At 70.9% G+C, this 15,060-nt stretch carries 18 protein-coding genes; 7 read left to right on the top strand and 11 right to left on the bottom strand.

The genetic code is table 11. The features are described 5' to 3' along the window. Positions 1 to 49: 49 nt before the first annotated feature. Entirely contained in the window at positions 50 to 658 is a 609-nt protein-coding gene (locus OHB44_RS28210) for an isochorismatase family protein (RefSeq protein ID WP_238685490.1), read from the top strand. Between the two features lie 4 nt (positions 659 to 662). After that, positions 663 to 1,643, top strand: a complete 981-nt coding sequence (locus OHB44_RS28205) for a GlxA family transcriptional regulator (RefSeq protein ID WP_330438848.1) — start codon at positions 663 to 665, stop codon at positions 1,641 to 1,643. Here the strand turns inward: OHB44_RS28205 and OHB44_RS28200 are convergent. The 5 genes from OHB44_RS28200 to OHB44_RS28180 all read right to left on the bottom strand — a co-directional run bounded on the left by OHB44_RS28200 (position 1,525) and on the right by OHB44_RS28180 (position 5,897). After that, positions 1,525 to 2,247, bottom strand: coding sequence for a hypothetical protein (locus tag OHB44_RS28200; RefSeq protein WP_238685488.1), 723 nt, complete (start codon positions 2,245 to 2,247; stop codon positions 1,525 to 1,527). The genes OHB44_RS28205 and OHB44_RS28200 overlap by 119 nt on opposite strands. 72 nt (positions 2,248 to 2,319) lie before the next feature. Further along, positions 2,320 to 3,033, bottom strand: coding sequence for a response regulator transcription factor (locus OHB44_RS28195; protein WP_238678153.1), 714 nt, complete (start codon positions 3,031 to 3,033; stop codon positions 2,320 to 2,322). Then, positions 3,006 to 4,214: a hypothetical protein gene (locus OHB44_RS28190; RefSeq protein ID WP_238685487.1), complete on the bottom strand. Its 1,209-nt coding sequence runs from the start codon at positions 4,212 to 4,214 to the stop codon at positions 3,006 to 3,008. The genes OHB44_RS28195 and OHB44_RS28190 overlap by 28 nt, the downstream gene beginning before the upstream one ends. Continuing rightward, the gene (locus OHB44_RS28185) at positions 4,204 to 5,382 is read right to left on the bottom strand and encodes a sensor histidine kinase (protein WP_238685486.1); all 1,179 of its coding nucleotides are present in this window, start codon (positions 5,380 to 5,382) and stop codon (positions 4,204 to 4,206) included. The genes OHB44_RS28190 and OHB44_RS28185 overlap by 11 nt, the downstream gene beginning before the upstream one ends. A gap of 119 nt (positions 5,383 to 5,501) precedes the next feature. Then, positions 5,502 to 5,897: a VOC family protein gene (locus OHB44_RS28180; protein ID WP_238685485.1), complete on the bottom strand. Its 396-nt coding sequence runs from the start codon at positions 5,895 to 5,897 to the stop codon at positions 5,502 to 5,504. A 144-nt stretch (positions 5,898 to 6,041) separates the two neighbouring features. Between OHB44_RS28180 and OHB44_RS28175 the strand changes: the two genes are divergently transcribed. After that, entirely contained in the window at positions 6,042 to 7,040 is a 999-nt protein-coding gene (locus OHB44_RS28175) for a hypothetical protein (protein WP_238685484.1), read from the top strand. Between the two features lie 54 nt (positions 7,041 to 7,094). Here the strand turns inward: OHB44_RS28175 and OHB44_RS28170 are convergent, their stop codons facing one another. Then, positions 7,095 to 7,418, bottom strand: coding sequence for a plasmid stabilization protein (locus tag OHB44_RS28170; protein WP_091405580.1), 324 nt, complete (start codon positions 7,416 to 7,418; stop codon positions 7,095 to 7,097). A gap of 365 nt (positions 7,419 to 7,783) precedes the next feature. On the opposite strand from OHB44_RS28170, the gene OHB44_RS28165 reads away from it, so the two are divergent. Next, complete coding sequence (locus OHB44_RS28165) at positions 7,784 to 8,530, top strand: GAF and ANTAR domain-containing protein (RefSeq protein ID WP_238685482.1); 747 nt, start codon at positions 7,784 to 7,786, stop codon at positions 8,528 to 8,530. A gap of 179 nt (positions 8,531 to 8,709) precedes the next feature. Further along, positions 8,710 to 9,207 carry an STAS domain-containing protein gene (locus OHB44_RS28160; RefSeq protein WP_330438847.1) on the top strand — a complete coding sequence of 166 codons (498 nt, stop codon included), beginning with the start codon at positions 8,710 to 8,712 and terminating at the stop codon, positions 9,205 to 9,207. Positions 9,208 to 9,246: 39 nt separating this feature from the next. Here OHB44_RS28160 and OHB44_RS28155 read toward each other — a convergent pair whose 3' ends face one another. Next, positions 9,247 to 10,290 (bottom strand): hypothetical protein, encoded by a 1,044-nt coding sequence (locus OHB44_RS28155; RefSeq protein WP_238685480.1) that lies wholly within the window; start codon positions 10,288 to 10,290, stop codon positions 9,247 to 9,249. After that, positions 10,290 to 10,787: a SigE family RNA polymerase sigma factor gene (locus OHB44_RS28150; protein WP_238685479.1), complete on the bottom strand. Its 498-nt coding sequence runs from the start codon at positions 10,785 to 10,787 to the stop codon at positions 10,290 to 10,292. Before OHB44_RS28150 ends, OHB44_RS28155 begins: the two co-directional genes overlap by 1 nt. 730 nt (positions 10,788 to 11,517) lie before the next feature. Here OHB44_RS28150 and OHB44_RS28145 point away from each other — a divergent pair. After that, a complete protein-coding gene (locus tag OHB44_RS28145) occupies positions 11,518 to 11,820 on the top strand; it encodes a MerR family transcriptional regulator (protein ID WP_238678144.1) in 303 nt (100 codons plus the stop codon). Here the strand turns inward: OHB44_RS28145 and OHB44_RS28140 are convergent. From OHB44_RS28140 to OHB44_RS28130, 3 genes are all read right to left on the bottom strand, one after another. Continuing rightward, positions 11,805 to 11,978, bottom strand: a complete 174-nt coding sequence (locus tag OHB44_RS28140; protein ID WP_266304590.1) for a hypothetical protein — start codon at positions 11,976 to 11,978, stop codon at positions 11,805 to 11,807. The two genes, OHB44_RS28145 and OHB44_RS28140, sit on opposite strands and share 16 nt — an antisense overlap. Positions 11,979 to 12,145: 167 nt before the next feature. Further along, positions 12,146 to 12,724, bottom strand: a complete 579-nt coding sequence (locus OHB44_RS28135) for an LPXTG cell wall anchor domain-containing protein (protein WP_330438846.1) — start codon at positions 12,722 to 12,724, stop codon at positions 12,146 to 12,148. A gap of 362 nt (positions 12,725 to 13,086) precedes the next feature. After that, positions 13,087 to 13,305, bottom strand: coding sequence for a winged helix-turn-helix domain-containing protein (locus tag OHB44_RS28130; RefSeq protein WP_330438845.1), 219 nt, complete (start codon positions 13,303 to 13,305; stop codon positions 13,087 to 13,089). Between the two features lie 269 nt (positions 13,306 to 13,574). Here OHB44_RS28130 and OHB44_RS28125 point away from each other — a divergent pair, with 269 nt between their 5' ends. Further along, positions 13,575 to 14,813 carry a helix-turn-helix domain-containing protein gene (locus OHB44_RS28125; protein ID WP_330438844.1) on the top strand — a complete coding sequence of 413 codons (1,239 nt, stop codon included), beginning with the start codon at positions 13,575 to 13,577 and terminating at the stop codon, positions 14,811 to 14,813. Positions 14,814 to 15,060 lie beyond the last annotated feature (247 nt).

Below are 15,060 nucleotides of genomic sequence, written 5' to 3'. Positions count from 1 at the left end.
GCACAATGGTGTCTGCCGGCGCGAAGGCCGTCCGACCAGGATCGACGTCATGAGCAGAGCAGCACTCGTCGTGATCGACGTGCAAGAGTCCTTCCGGCAGCGCCCGATCTGGGCGTACGGCTCCAACCCCGACATGATCCGCCAGGTCGACCGGCTGGTGACTGCCGCCCGGCAGCGCGGCGACCTGGTGGTGTGGGTCCTGCACTCGGAGCCCGGAACGGGCGGCTTGTTCGACCCCGTCCTCTCCTACGTCCGGCTGATCGACGGGCTGGTCCCCGCCGAGGGTGAGCCGACGCTGGTCAAGACCGCACACAACGCGTTCACCACGACGAACCTCCAGCAACTGCTCACCCAGGCGGGAATCACCGACATCACCGTCTGCGGCATCCGCACCGAGCAGTGCGTGGAAACCACCACCCGGGTCGGCGCGGACCTGGGCTACCGGATGACCTTCGTCACCGACGCCACGCTCACCTTCCCCATCCCACACCGGGACCTGCCGGAGACCGCCACGGTCGCGGAGATCCTCGCCGACCCGCGCACCCTGACGAACGAGGAAATCGTGACCCGCACCGAGTACGCGCTGGCTGGCCGCTTCGCGACCATCCGCACCGTGGACGAGGTCACCGGCGTGACCCTCGCCGGCAGCCGGGGCTGACGTCGTGACCCGGGTCGTCTTCCTGCTGGTCCCACAGCTGCACCTGCTGGACCTCGCCGGGCCGGCCCAGGTCTTCTCCAGCGCCGCCGACCTCGGGTACGACTACCGACTGCACTACGTCGCGGAGCGCGAGCAGGTGCCCACGGTGCAGGGCGTACCGCTGGTCGCCGACACCCGGTGGCCCGAGCTGGCCCCGGACGACCTGGTGATCGTGCCCGGTTGGCGGCCGGCGGCGCACGGGCCGCAGGGACCGGTGTCGCCCGGCGACCTGCGGCGGCTCGCCGAGCACCACGCGGCCGGTGGCACGGTGGCCAGTGTCTGCGCCGGGGCTTACGCGCTCGGGCGGGCCGGGCTGCTCGACGGCCGCCGCTGCACCACCCACCACGAGGTGCAGGACGACCTGGCCCGCCGGCACCCGGCGGCCCAGGTCGTCCGCGACGTGCTGTACGTGGTGGACGACCGGGTGGTCACCTCGGCGGGCATCGCCAGTGGCATCGACGTGGCGCTGCATCTGGTGGCGACCCGGCACGGCCCGGCGACCGCCGCCAAGATCGCCCGCACGCTGGTCGTCTACGCCCGCCGCAACGGGCACGAGCCGCAGGCCAGCGCGTTGATGCGGCACCGCTCACACCTGTCCGACTCGGTGCACCGGGTGCAGGATCTGATCGACAGCCGGTACGCGGAGCCCCTGCCGCTGGCCGAACTGGCCGCCGCCGGCGGGGTGGCCGAACGAACCCTCACCCGGATCTTCCGGGCGAGCACCGGCCTCACCCCGCTCGGCTACCAGCAGTTGCTCCGGGTGGAACGGGCCGAGCACCTGATCGGGCACGGCACCACAGTGGACGCCGCAGCGCGGGCTGTCGGTTTCACCGATGCCCGGATGCTGCGCCGCCTGCGAGCCCGCCCCACGTCGTCGGATCCGGTCTTGAGCGGTAGTAGTCGTCCCGGGAGTGGAACTCCACGGGCAACGAGCCGGGCAGCGTGATCCGGCTGTCCCCGGCGAGCAGACCGGGGCCGGCCCGCAGCAGCAGCACGTCGCGCTCCTGGGCCGAGAGGTCGACCAGTTGTGGGCGGTTGAGCCGGAACATGGCCACCGCCCGGCGGACCTGCCGGGCCAGCGCCACGACCTCGGCGGTCGCGCCGCTGAGGGCCAACGCCGGCTGCTGAATGGTGCGCAGCGCGTCGCAGACGATCAGCAACTGCGCCGGCGCGTCCGGCGGGCTCGTGGGCAGCTCCAACCGGGACGGCCACTGCCAGCGGATCTGGCCGCTCATCAGGCCGTTCAGTCGAGCCGGCGGTCGGGCCCGGTGCGTGCCGTCGCCGACCAGCGACAGCTGCGAGCCACTGCCCACCCAGCAGATCCGCTGGTCGGTGACTGTCACGGCAACCGGCTCGGGCAACTGCCAACGGCGTCGCACCTCGCTCGGCCCGAGCAGGTAGCCCGCGACCAGCAGCTGGTGTCGCCCGAGCAACCGCTCGCCGGGAATCGGTCGCAGGTTGTAGCGGCGGTCCAGGGTCGGGCCCACGTCGTCGTCGGGGGCGTCGAACCGGTGAGGACCGATGAAGAAGGGGGACGCGTCGGAATGCATCGTCACGACCTTCCGGTCAGCTGGCTGTGTACTGAAGCCTTCCGGACCGGAGCGCCCCTGTCATGACGCCTGTTAGGGGGTCGGCCGGTCGTGTGTCGCCTGTGACCGGTAGATGCCGATCTCCTCCGGGCGGACGAGACCGTCCTCGATCGCACGGGCGAGTAGTGCCGCCTTTGTGGCGGCTGGCCGCCCCGCCCGGGTGTACTTGATCCGCGCCCGGTCGACGTACTGCTTCACTGTGTGCTCGCTGATCTGCATCCGCCGGGCCACCGACGCCTTGGACATCGACTGGAACCAGAGCAGCAGCGCCTCACGCTCCTTGTCGGACAACATCGGCCGGTCCGGCCGTGGGTCGCCGACCATCGCACCCGCCAGCGCCGGCGGCACGTACGGGCGGTCGCTCGCGGCGGCCAGCACCGTTTCCACGCAGTGTTCCCGGCCCTCGTGCTTGGCCAGGAACGCCACCGCCCCGGCGTCCAGCGCGGCGAGCATCGTCTGCGGGTCGGTGTGCTCCGAATAGACCACCACCCGCCGGCCGGCGGCGCTCAGCTCGGCCAACTTGTCCAATGCCATCCGCCCGTGCAGCCGCAGATCGAGCAGGACGACGTCGGCGTCCGGCGCCGCCCGCAGCACCGCGTCCGGGTCGTCGCCGGTGGCGAGCACCGTCAGACGAGGCTCGGTGGCGAGCCAGGCGCGGACCCCCTCGACGACCACGGGATGGTCGTCGACGATCGCCACCCCGACCGGTCGATCGCCGGTCACCGCCGCCACCGGGTCTGCGCCCATCTGATGTTCCCGTCCCGTTCGTAGAGGTGCTGCACCGGCCCGTCGTCGTGCTCCCCTGGGGGTGGGCCGGTCGACTCCGGCCCATCCCGATCCGGGGTGACCAGGCTGACCACCACCTCGTCCGAGCCGGAGACCACTGTCAGCCGCGCCCATCCCCGGGCGTCGGCGAGGGTGCCGGTGAGCGGGTCGGCCAGCCGACGGCGGACCTCCACCGGCAGCGGCGGCGGGGTGCCGATGGTGACCAGGTCGATCGGTAGGCCGTTGCGTTCCGCCAGGTCGGCGGCGGCTCGTAACTCGTGCAACAGCGGGTCGGGCACATCGTCGGACTCGGCGATCAGCCGGCGCAGCCGGGCGGCGGCCAGCATGCACCGGCGCTGCACCTCCGGGTCGTCCGGGTCGGCCTGGCCGGCGGCCAGGTCCCCGAGGACCCGCCCGGCCGCCGAGCTGACCAGAGCGAGCCGGTCCCGGCGCTCCCGAAGGCCCCGCTCGGCGGCATCCCGCTCCGCGGCCATGGCGTGACCGGCGGCCGAGACGGCGGCCCGTTCCCGAGCCAGGCCGACGATGACGGTGCTGCCCACGAAGACCGCCACCGGCAGGGAGAACGTGCCGTAGACGTACATCACGTAACGGGCCACGTCCGCCGGATCGGGGCCGTGCACGAGCACGGCGACCAGGGCGATCAACGCGTGCGTGCCGAGGAGCGCGATCAGCCCCACGACGCGCCGACCCCACACCGCCAGCACGAAGAACCAGCCGAGCGTGCCCCACACCCAGTTGGCGGCGGTGAACAACTGCCGCTCACCGGCCGCGGCGAAGACTGCCGCGTCGACGACCAGCAGCAGCCCGGCCAGCGGCCACGGCGGCAGTGGCGAACCGTGCAGCAGCCGTACCCCGGCCACCGCGCCGGTCACGGCGACCAGGATCCAGGCGCCGAGCACCACCGCCGGCGCGGCGAACTCCGCGCGGGCGGACAGCACCGCCGGCAGCGCGATCGCGACGTGCCAGGCCAACGCGATGGCGACGGCGGCGATCCGGGCACCCCTGTCGGACGCGTGCGCCACGGCGGCCGGTGCGGCGAGCGTCGCGGGGGAGTCCGGCTCACGGGGCGTCGGAACGCTGGTCCGGTCCGGTGCCTCCGGCGCGTCGGTGGGGTGCGCCGGGGCGTTCAGGTCAGCCGACACCGGGCCACTCCAGCCGAATCCGGGTGCCCGCGCCGACGGCCGAGTGCACGTCGGCCCGGCCACCGACGGTCGCCATCCGGCCGCGGATCGACTCGCGCAACCCGTACCGGTGCGGTGGGACGGTGGCCAGGTCGAAGCCGGGGCCGTCGTCGGCGACCTCGATCACGACGCCGATCGCGTCGCGGGTCAGCCGCAGCGTGGCCCCGGCGCCCGGCGCGTGGCGGACCACGTTGGACAACGCCGCGTAGGCGCTCTCGCTGATCGCGTCGGCCACGCCGACCGGGACGGCGCAGGACGCCAGGTCCAGCCGTACCGCGAGCTCGGGCAGCCGGCCGACCACCAACCGCAACCGCCCGTCGAGTGGCACCGGGCCGTCGCCGGCCACCGGGCCGACGTCGGTGAGCGAGACGAGGGTACGCAGGTCGGCCGCGCAACGGTCCCGGAAGACGGCCGAGGGCCCGGCCACCGCGCCCAGCCCCACCATGGTCAGCGTCCCGAGCACTGTGTCGTGCAGGTCGCGGTTCTGTTGGCGTTCGGCCTCGCGGGCGGCGCGCGCGACCAACGCCTCCCGGGTCATCCGCTGGTGTTCGACGAAGGCGCGGTCCGCCCGGCCGATGCGTCGGCGCATGACCGCCGCCATCATCGCCGTGCAGGCGGTCTGCGCCAGTAGCGTGGCCGCGTGTGCCCTGGCTTCGGTGGGGTTGCCGGCGGCCTGCGCCCCTGTCACGTAGGTGGCTATCACGAGCAGCCCGGCCGGGATCGACCAGCGGGCCGAGGTCGTGGCCTGCGTGTTGATCACCGTGGTGCTGGCCAGCACGGCGATCCAACTGCCCTCGCCGGGCAGTACCTCGGGCGCCACCAACACCGGGATGAGCAGGCAGGTCAGCGCGGTGACCGCCACGTCACCGCCGACGAGGCCGGCGCCGATGCCGTGGCGCAACGCGCGGTGCGCGTACCAGAGGGACCAGCCGGTCAGCACTGCCACAGCGGGCAGCAACACCGCCTGCCGCACCGGCGGGGTCTGCACCGACACGGCCACCGCCGCGCCGAACACCCCGCAGCTCAGCCGGAGCAGCGCTGGGAGCGTGGTGAAGATGAGGCCCAGGGCTCCGCCGGCCGGGTTGTCCAGCGTGGGCGGCGGCACGGTTGGGGTGGCAACGGCCGGCATCGGGAAGTGTCCTTCCGACAACGACCCGGTCCGGGTCCACACGGCGTAGATCGACATCGGACAATAGCATGGCGGACCGTGACGGGGTGATCCTATGTGTGCGGAGTGTCGCTAATGTGTCACTCTGTGCTGCGGGGCTGAAGGAGATCCCAGCGGTTGCCGTAGATATCGATGAACACCGCTACCGAACCGTACGCCTCATGCCGCGGTTCCTCCAGAAAGCGCACGCCGGCCGCCACCATCCGAGCGTGGTCCCGGGCGAAATCCTCCGTATGGAGGAACAGCCCGACCCGGCCGCCGGTCTGGTCGCCGATCCGAGCCTGCTGCTCGGCGCTGCTCGGCCGGGCCAGCAGCACTGCCGTCTCCCGGGCCCCCGCCGGGCGGACCACCACCCAGCGTGAGCCGTCGGGTCGCGCGGTGTCCTCCACCAGCTCGAAACCGAGGGCGCCGACGTAGAAGTCGATCGCCTCGTCGTACTCCCTGACCAGCAGCGTGACAAGTCCCAGATGTGCCATTCGGCCATTCTGTCGGCGGACGCCCCGGGCCCGGCCGGCGACGTCCGCGCCGGTCACCCTCGTCACGCCGCGGGCCGGCCGGCCGGCCGGAACCGGACGCGTCTGTCGTCCGTCTCATCCTCGGGTGGAAGGGTGGTGAGCCGGATGCGCTCGTCCCGGACGGTACTGGCGGTGGCACTGCTCGGCATGGCGCTGGGTGGCTGCGGTGGCACGGTGATCGGGCCGAGCGATCCGAGGGAGCCTGGTCCGGCCCAGATCGTCGACGGGTGGACCTCCTGCGCCAAGGCGGCACCCCGGGCCGGCGAGGTGATCACGGTGCCGACCACGGAGACGCCTCCGCCGGCAGTGAAAGAGCCGACGATCGGTCGCATCGACAGCGCATTCACAGCGGTCGCTGCCGTGATCTGCGGGCGGGAGATCCGGCCGGGCCCCAACGGCGGCCAGGAGCAGATCGCCACCGAGCGACGCGCCGAGCAGATCGCACCGCTGCTCACCGCGCTGCGTCTGCCCAGCGAGCAGACCGGCGGTGAGGTCGCCTGCACCCTCGAGATGGTCATCCCGCCGTGGTTGGCCCTGGTGGACGACCGGGGGCGCTGGCTGCGGCCGCACATCCCGACGGACTCCTGCGGCAAGCCTCGCGCCGAGGTGATCGCCGCGTTGGCTGGGCCGCAGTGGACCACAGTGGACACCCGTACCATCCGGCAGATCGAATCCGCGGCGGCCGAGACCGCCGGATGCGCGCAGCAGTGGACGGACATGGTGTGGGTGCGGACCCGCAACGGTAGCCCCGCGCCGCCCGGGCCGGGGCTACCGCCGGCCGCCGGGCGGCTGCGCCTCTGCGTCTACCAGGTGCCCGCGTCGCTCCAGGAAGGCGAGAAACCAGCGGGCGACTTCGTGTACGGCGGTCCGCTGCCAACCGAGCGCCAGGCGGGCGTGCTCCGGGCGCTGTCCAACCGCCGGGCAGTGGTCGACTGTGCCACCCCAGCGACCCGCTTCGCTGTGCTACGCCCGCTCGAAGGTACGGGCCCCGACCGGTACGTGGAACTCGACGGCTGCCGCCGATTCCTGGTCGCGCCAGCGAGCGGCGCTGCGCAGCTCGGCCAGGGCGACGACGCGCTCGTCGCCCTGCTGGGGCCCGTCTGAGCCGGCTCGGCGGGTCCACGACGCCGCCCTGTCGGGGCGGGGAACCACCGGTAGCTACTTCGACAGGGCCCGCTCCAGCTCGCTCTTCGACATCGACGAGCGGCCCTTGATGCCGCGTTGCTTCGCCTCGTTGTACAGCTGCTCCTTGGTGCGACCCTGTGCGCCGCTGTGGGAGCGCTTACCGCCACGGTGCCCGGACGACACGTCGTTGCGGGAGGACCGGCTCGCCGTTCGGGACTCACCCGAGCGGGCCCGTTCCTTGTTGACAGTGCGGGCCGCGATTTCCTTGGCCCGCCCTGAGGAGGCGCCCCGCTGTTGCGCGCTCTCCTTGATGTGCTCGTACTGTCGTTCTCTCTTCGGGCTTGATCCTGCTGGCATCGGTGCCTCCCACCTCCGCTGTCGGGTGCGGTCGAGGCCCGGCTCGTGCGCTTCTGAGCTGACATCGGCACATTCCGAGCCGGGGCGTGGTGTACGCGCTGTCTGAGCACGATGCCCCGCCGGCCGGGGGGTCAAACGAGTGCGCCCGAGCCGATCCGGCTGCTTCGGGGACGTTCCACTCCGCGTCGTATAGTTGTCGCCGCAGCCGACGCGTGGGCGTCGGTCAGTCAGCGTCCAGCAGCGGGCGCCCGGGCTCGGTTGGCGAGTCCGTGCGGCGCCCCGTGCTCGCGGTGCGCTATCACCACGCGCGCTGCCGTCGCCTCCCTGCAACCGGTACGCGCCCCGGGCACGAGGACCTTGAAGTCATGGCACAGCAGCCCATTGACCCCAATGCGGCGATCTCCGAACTCGGCCAGATCAAGCTCGGCGAAACCGACCTGTCTGGAGTGTTGACCCAGGTCTCCGAGTTGGCGCGACGGACGATCCCCGGTGCCGTGGAGGTGTCGGTGACGTTGCTGAAGCAGGAGGGTGCGCACACCGCCGCGTTCAGCGGTGACATGGCGCTGCGACTCGACGAACTGCAGTACGAGCATGGTGAGGGTCCGTGTCTGGAGGCGGCCAGAGACTCCGCCGTCGTGTCCGTCCCCGACATGTCCGACGAGGTCCGCTGGCCGCGGTGGGCGGCCGAAGCCGCGCAGGGCGGAGCTCACAGCTCACTGTCGATCGGGTTCCCGATCCAGGAGTCCGTGCTCGGTGCGCTGAACATCTACGGGGCCGAGGCGGGTGCCTTCGACGACGACGCGGTCGCCCTCGCGGAGACGTTCGCGGGATACGCCGCCATCGCCCTCGCCAACGCCCACCTGTACGACACCACCGCCACCCTTGCCGCACAGATGCAGTCGGCCATGGAGAGCCGGGCCGTCATCGAGCAGGCCAAGGGCATCATCATGGGCGAGCGCCGCTGCACCCCCGACGAGGCGTTCGCCGTCCTCGCGAAGGTTTCCCAGGACTCCAACCGCAAGCTGCGGGAGGTCGCTGCCGCCCTTGTGGAACGGACCACCCGGACGCCGAGTCTCAAGCGTGATCGCGGTGCGTCCGGCAACCTACCGTAGGCGTTCGGCAACAGTCTGCTGTGCGTTCGGGAGTTGACGGTCCGCCAGCGCAGCGCCGACTGAGGTCGGCCAGAGCCGACGCGACCGAGTGGCGGCCGACTACTCAGGCGGTTATCGTCGAGGTTGGTCAAGCCACGCGCCAATCCTGTTACGGATTTCAACAGGAGGCGTGTGCTCCCATGAATGAGCGTTCCTGGTCTTTCCCGAGCGGCTTCGACGGCATCCCGACGGCAGTCAGCCTCGGGCAGGTCACGCCAGCGGCGCTCGCCAGCAGCAAGCGGGATGGCCGCCTCGACCTCGACTCCTCCGGGCCGTCGTTCCAGGTGACCCGCTACACCGAGCCCACGAACCTGTCCGCGACCATCTCGTCCGACCGGATGGTCGTCGCCCCGGTGGGGTACGTCGACATGGACACGGCGCCACGCCTGGCCACGGCGCTGATGAACGCGATCGACAGCCATCCCGAAGTCTGTTGCGACCTGACCGGCGTCGGTTTCCTCAGCGCCGCGGGCGTGCGCGTACTTCTGCTGGCGCGAGACCGGGCGGACCAGGTCGGCTCCCGCTTCTCGATCCGAGGCGCCGGGGGAATCACCCAGCGGGTGCTGCGGATCACCGGGGTGGAGCGTCTGCTCCTCGGCCCCGAACAAGACGGCGGGCCAGCCGCGCGGCTCGGGTGATCCGCAGCTCGTGCACCACACCCTCGCCAGGGGGCGGTGTCACCAGGTGTCCGGGCGGTCGAGATCGCGGGCCGGCTGGTACCCGCCGAGGATCGCCAAGCCCTCCGCCTCGGTGTAGCCGTTCCCCCGACCCTTGCGGAACGCCTCGACGTGGCAGGGCCTGACCACCATCTCCAGCACGTCCCTGCCTTGTCGGCGGACCCGGTAGGGGCCCGCGACAAGGTCTCCGCGGCGGGCGTCGTCGCCGGCCGGGGCGAGTTGCGCCCGAACGGTCAGCCAACGACCGGATGCGTCACCGACCACCAGAGAGCCCTCGACGAAGGAGTCCCGCGCCGACCGGCCGAGCGTGACCGAGCACTCCAGCAGCCGTCCGTCGGGCGGCAGCGACTCCAGGCGGAACGGCACGACACAGCGGTGGGCGCCATCGAACCGGACCCGGCTCGCCGTACCGGCCGCCTCGTCCCGGGTGGTCGCGTAGATCTCCAACTGGGCCCAGAGCCCGTCGGCGGGTTGCCAGCGGACGAACCACAGCTTCCGGTCGCCGGACGGATCGAACCAGGCGACCCCGGGGCGGTCGCCGACCCGCACCTCGGTCCGTCCCTGCGGTTGCCCCTGCGAGGACAACGTCTGCTGGAGCCCGTCCAGCAAATCTTCGGTACGCGCCAACACGAAACGAGCCTGACCGGTCGGGCCGCGAAACTCGACGCTCTCGATGCCGCGCCCGGTGCGCCACGACGCGGAACTGGCATCGCTCACCAGCGTCTCGGTCGAGAAGTGCACAGTCGCGGGATCGGCACCGACCTCCTCGGGGCGTACGGTCCCACCGCTCTGTGCCTCCGGCAGCATCAACGCCGCGGCCGGCATGATCGGGTCATCGGTGGTTCCGCCGCCCGGAAACACCAGCACCACCGAGGTGAGAGCGGCACACGCCGTCGCCACACCGGCGGCGATCAGTCCTCGTCGCCGCAGTCGCAACCGCCGGCCACGATGACGGGCCCGTTGCACGATCGGCGTCGGATCGATGTCGCCGCCCGCCCGACGCTTGAGCGTGGTGGCGAGCTGCTCGTCGAGGTCACTGAACATCAGAGCTCTCCTGCCCATGCGTGGGTAGCTGCAACCTGCCGCTGACGCAACGTCGCCAGGGCCCGCCTCGCGTGTGTGCGTACCGTGCCTGTCGAACAGGCGAGGATCTCGGCGATCGAGGTGTCGTCGAGATCCTCGTAGTAGCGCAGAACGATCACGGTGCGCTGACGCGCCGGCAGATCACAGACCAGCCGCCACAGTGCGTCGCGCTCGGCGACCCCGGCGGCCTCGTCCACGTCGCCCGCCCGATCGAGCACCGCGGCAACCGAGATCTCGCGGCTGCTGAGCCGACGCCACCACGAGTTGTGGGTGTTGACGAGCATGCGCCGGACGTAGGCATCAGGACGGTCCGTCCGTGAGATGCGACCCCACCGGGCGTACGCCCGCGCGAGGACATCCTGAACCAGATCCTCGGCTCGGTGCTCGTCACCGGTCAGCAGCCGGGCGAGCCGCACCAGCGCCGAAGTGCGAGCGAACGCGTACTCCTCGAACGTCACGCCCTATTAACGCCTCAGGCCGGCCGCTCCGTAGACACCCACCGGGCACTTTGTGCGCCGCAGGCCGGGAGTGCGGCGCACGCGGCGGCGGTGTCGTGGGTCCAGAGGATCACCGCGCCCGCTGGCCTTGGCACCGGCAGGACTTACTCCGTCCTCGGAGAAAATCTATGCGCGAAGCGCTAGACATTCGCGCCGTCGCCAACTAACGTTCCTGTGGTCGAGAGCAGAGCAAACAAAGACGCTGACGTTGCCGCCCCGCACGAGGGCGAAGGAGTGGGGCAGGGATCTTGCAAGTCCTGCTCGGTTCGGCGGCAGACATGTGCCGCAGTTAGGCAGTACGCGTGTGACAGCGGGTGGGGCCAACGCTTGTTCAGGGCTTCACCCGAGGTGAGGAGAGTTCGTCGTACGTGTTGGGGCCATGAAGTCGCGTGGGGCTCGGACACCGACGGATAGCACGGAGTACGACAGAGGAAATCAGAGGCAAGGGAGGGCATTACACCGTTGGATCGCCCGCTGCCAGTCGCAATCGTGGGCTGGGCGCGGACACCGCAGTTTCCCTCGAACGAGAGGTGGTCTCCGGTCACGCTTATGCGATCCTCGCACCCGAAGCCGTCCCTGACGGCTGGTGCGGACAAGACAAGCCGACGTTCTGTCGGTAGATGGTGTTCCTGACCCACAACCCTTGGGCCCCGGTGCTTCCGAGCACCGGGGCCCTCGTGATGGAGGTTCCATGGCTCAACCCGACGACATGCTCGACGATGAGGACTACCCCGCCTACACGATGGGCCGTGCCGCCGAGATCCTTGGCTGCTCGCAGGATTTTCTACGCCGGCTCGGCGAGGCGAAACTGATCGACCCGCAGCGCTCCAGTGGGGGGCACCGCCGTTACTCCCGCTACCAACTGCGCCTTGCCGCGAGGGCTCGGGAGATGTGCGACCAGGGCACCGACATGGCCTCGGCCTGCCGGATCATCATTCTTGAGGACCAACTCGAAGAGGCCCTTCGGCGCAATGAGCGTCACCAGCAGGGCTGAGCACACCGTCCGTGCGGGCCTGCCCCCACGATGAAGCCGAGCGCCACGCGGTCCCGCACCCGGAAGGACTCGGTGAAGCCGAGGCCGGCGTAGAACTCGGCGGCGCGGGAGACGTCCTCGCTGAAGAGGATCACCTGAGGAGTGCCGAACATCGACACGGCCCGACGCCATCAGCGCAGTGGCTTCTCGCTACGCGGGCACGTCCCATGAACTCCCGCAAGCGCGCGTTCGCCCAGCACGACTGCCCCCGCCGCATCCGCGACGGCCACGCACGGCGTTGACGCGCCCGGCTCGACGACGCATCGAGCCGGGCGCGTCAGGTGAGCTATGGCACGAAGCGCGAACGGCGTCGGCGGCCGATCAGGTAGCCCGCGCCGCCGAGGAGCAGGAGCACACCGCCAATGCCGGCCACCGTCGCGGTGTCAGCACCGGTCACGGGCAGCCCACCGCCCTCGCCACCCTCGCCGCCGGGCCCGCCCGGGCTGGCGGAGACGGTAGGAGTCGGTGCGACGCTCGTGGCGCTGGGCGAAGCGCTCGGTGTGGGCTGAGACGTCGGCGTCGGCGTGGGCTGAGACGCGCAGTCAAGCTCACGGGCGGCGTACAGACCGTCATTCAGGTAAGCCAGGTAGGCATCGACGGTCGCCTCCCCGAGCACCTTCTGCGCGGCCGCCTCCACGTTGGTGCCGGCGTCCGTCAACGTGCGAACCACAGTGATCCGTAGAGCCACCGACCAGGCATTCTGTACGCCCGTCTTGAGGAATGCGCGGAGCTCATCCTCGGTGCCCTTCAGCGCATCCTGAATGGCGCCGGGCAGAACGGGCAACTCGTCGGCGTTCGCCGCGGACAGGATCCGGGCGGCCAACACCCGTACCTCCTGCTCGGTGGCCGCTGACGTTCGTCGCACCCTTCCCGTACCCGGAGGAGGCGCAACGGAAAGCGGCCAGGGGAGCCACTGCACCGGTTGCGATATCGAACCTGCTGCTGGCCTTGGTCTACATGGGTCCGCTGGGCAGGTGTACTGGGCGCAGCGGCTTCAAGGCTAGGTAGCGGATCTCCGAGCTGCATGAATGGCTGTACGGGTCGAGGTGATCGACGGGACCCTGCGCGGCAAGCCGCTGACCTGCGGTGGTGGGGGTGCGCCCGGCAGGATTCGAACCTGCGGCCTTGGGATTAGAAGTACCTCCGCCTTTAACGCTGTGGCGACCTGCATAAACCCTGGTCGCTGACAAAGGGCGGAAGGCGAATACTCTGCTCTGTGCTACAGCGTTAGTCCTCGGCCACGTAGACGCCACTGCCCGCCCGCCCAACCGTGAGCCCCCGATCGCGCGTCAGCTCCAGGGCGCGCTGGATCGTCGACACGCTCACCGAGTACAGCTCGGCCAGCTCCCGCAGGGTGGGCAGCCGGGAACCCGCCGGGTACTCCCCGGCGCGGATACGGTCGGACACGTCGTCGGCGATCTGCCGCGACGACATGGGTATGGGCATGCTGATGTGACTCTCCCTGGCTGGCACGGGGAGTCGATCACACCGCCACCGTCATGCTCAAGCGCTGCTTGCACATTGCGCACTGTGTGACCTAGCTTGAGCAGCGGGAAGACCGTCCCTGGTTGGCACCGGGTCGTGAAGCCCAGGCCGGGAGGCGGCCCCCGTTCGCCTCCCGGCCTCATCGTGTTTCCAGGCGTATCGTCGGTAGTGGCAGGCCCGTCGGTTGTAGCGGTCGGCGGGCCGCCCCAGACCGCTACCTGGGAGCCCCGATGAAGAAGCCCACCACAGGCGACAACCTCGCCCGCCTTCGCCGTGCCGCGAAGCTGAAGCAAGAGCAGCTTGCCGAACGCGCTGGGCTGAGTGTCGAGACGGTCCGCAAACTGGAGCAGAACCGGCCCGGTTCACCTAGCCTCGGCACTCTCCACGCGTTCGCCCGCGCGCTCGGCGTTCATACCTCCGCGTTGATCGGCGACGCGTCCGAGGCCGCCGCCCGGGACGAGCCGGATCATCGCCCGCTGTCCCTCGCCGAGATTCGCCGCGCGGTCGCCCCCGTGCACGGGCTCACCGGCGCCGCGCTGGCCGCGCCCGCCGGTGACCCACCACCCGTCGACACGCTGCGGGCCCGGCTACGGGCAACCGACCGGGCGTACCAGGCCAACGACTACGCCGCCGCGCTCACCGCCCTGCCGCCGCTGCTGCTCGACGTGCGCGCCGCCGTGGACCTGGCCGACAGCGACGCCGAGCCAGCGGCCTACGCGCTACTCGCCCGTACCCTCCACCTGACCGGGAACCTACTCATCCAGCTGCGGGCCGGAGACCTGGCGCAGACAGCACTCACCGATGCGCTCAGCGCGGCACGTCGCTGCGGCGACCAGGTGGTCGCCGCCACCGTCATCCAAGGGCTCTGCTGGCTGCTCATGCGGCAGGGCCGATTGGCCGAGGCCGCTGAACTCGCGGTGACCACCGCTGATCAGGTGGAACCGCGCTTCTCCCGCGCGACTCCTGGCGAACTCGCCGCGTGGGGCTGGCTGCTCATGGGCGCCGCGGCGGCGCACGCTCGGGACAATCGGCCCGACGACGCGGCCGAGCTGGTCAACGCAGCTGCCGCGGCGGCGGTGCGGATCGGTGAGCGCGATCCAGGCGGCGAGCACCTGTTGATGGTCGGAGGGTTCGACGCGGGTCGAGTGCAGATGGCCCGTGTCGAGGCGGCTGCGGTGGCCGGCGATCCCGGGCAGGTGCTCACGCTGGCTGAGGCGGTGCCGCCGGGGCCTACGCCGGTCGGGTCGAGTTGGCAGCGGCACCGCCTCGATGTGGCATGGGCGCACGCCACTAGCCGTCAGTTCGTGGAGTCGGAAGCGATCCTCACCGAGCTGGGTCGGCTCGCGCCGGCATGGTTGCGGCACCAGCGTTACGCCCGGGACATTGTGCAGACGATCGACGAAGGTCGGCGGCGGGCAATGACGGACGATCTGGCCGCGCTGGCTGACCTGGTTGGATACACGAACTAGTACGGTCCGTGCTACCCGCGTCACTGATCAACCTCGATCGTACGGTCTGTGCCTGGAATGCCGCACGCCTACCCGCGAGCCTCGAAGTGAGGGCCTGGTAACCGGCTGTTTCCCCCGTGACGTCCGGTTCCAGGGGCCCTCACCAGGAAGGGCGGGGGCGGCCGTGCCGAGAGGGGCCGGCCGCCTCAGTCCCTGAGGCGAGAGGGCACCGCGATGTGGCTACCGTTCCGCCGGCGCCGCCGGCCTG

It is taken from the genome of Micromonospora sp. NBC_00821 (assembly GCF_036347035.1).
GTDB classification, from domain to species: domain Bacteria; phylum Actinomycetota; class Actinomycetes; order Mycobacteriales; family Micromonosporaceae; genus Micromonospora; species Micromonospora hortensis.
Note: the sequence above shows the minus strand (reverse complement) of the source record. Positions and strands in the feature narration are given on the sequence as shown.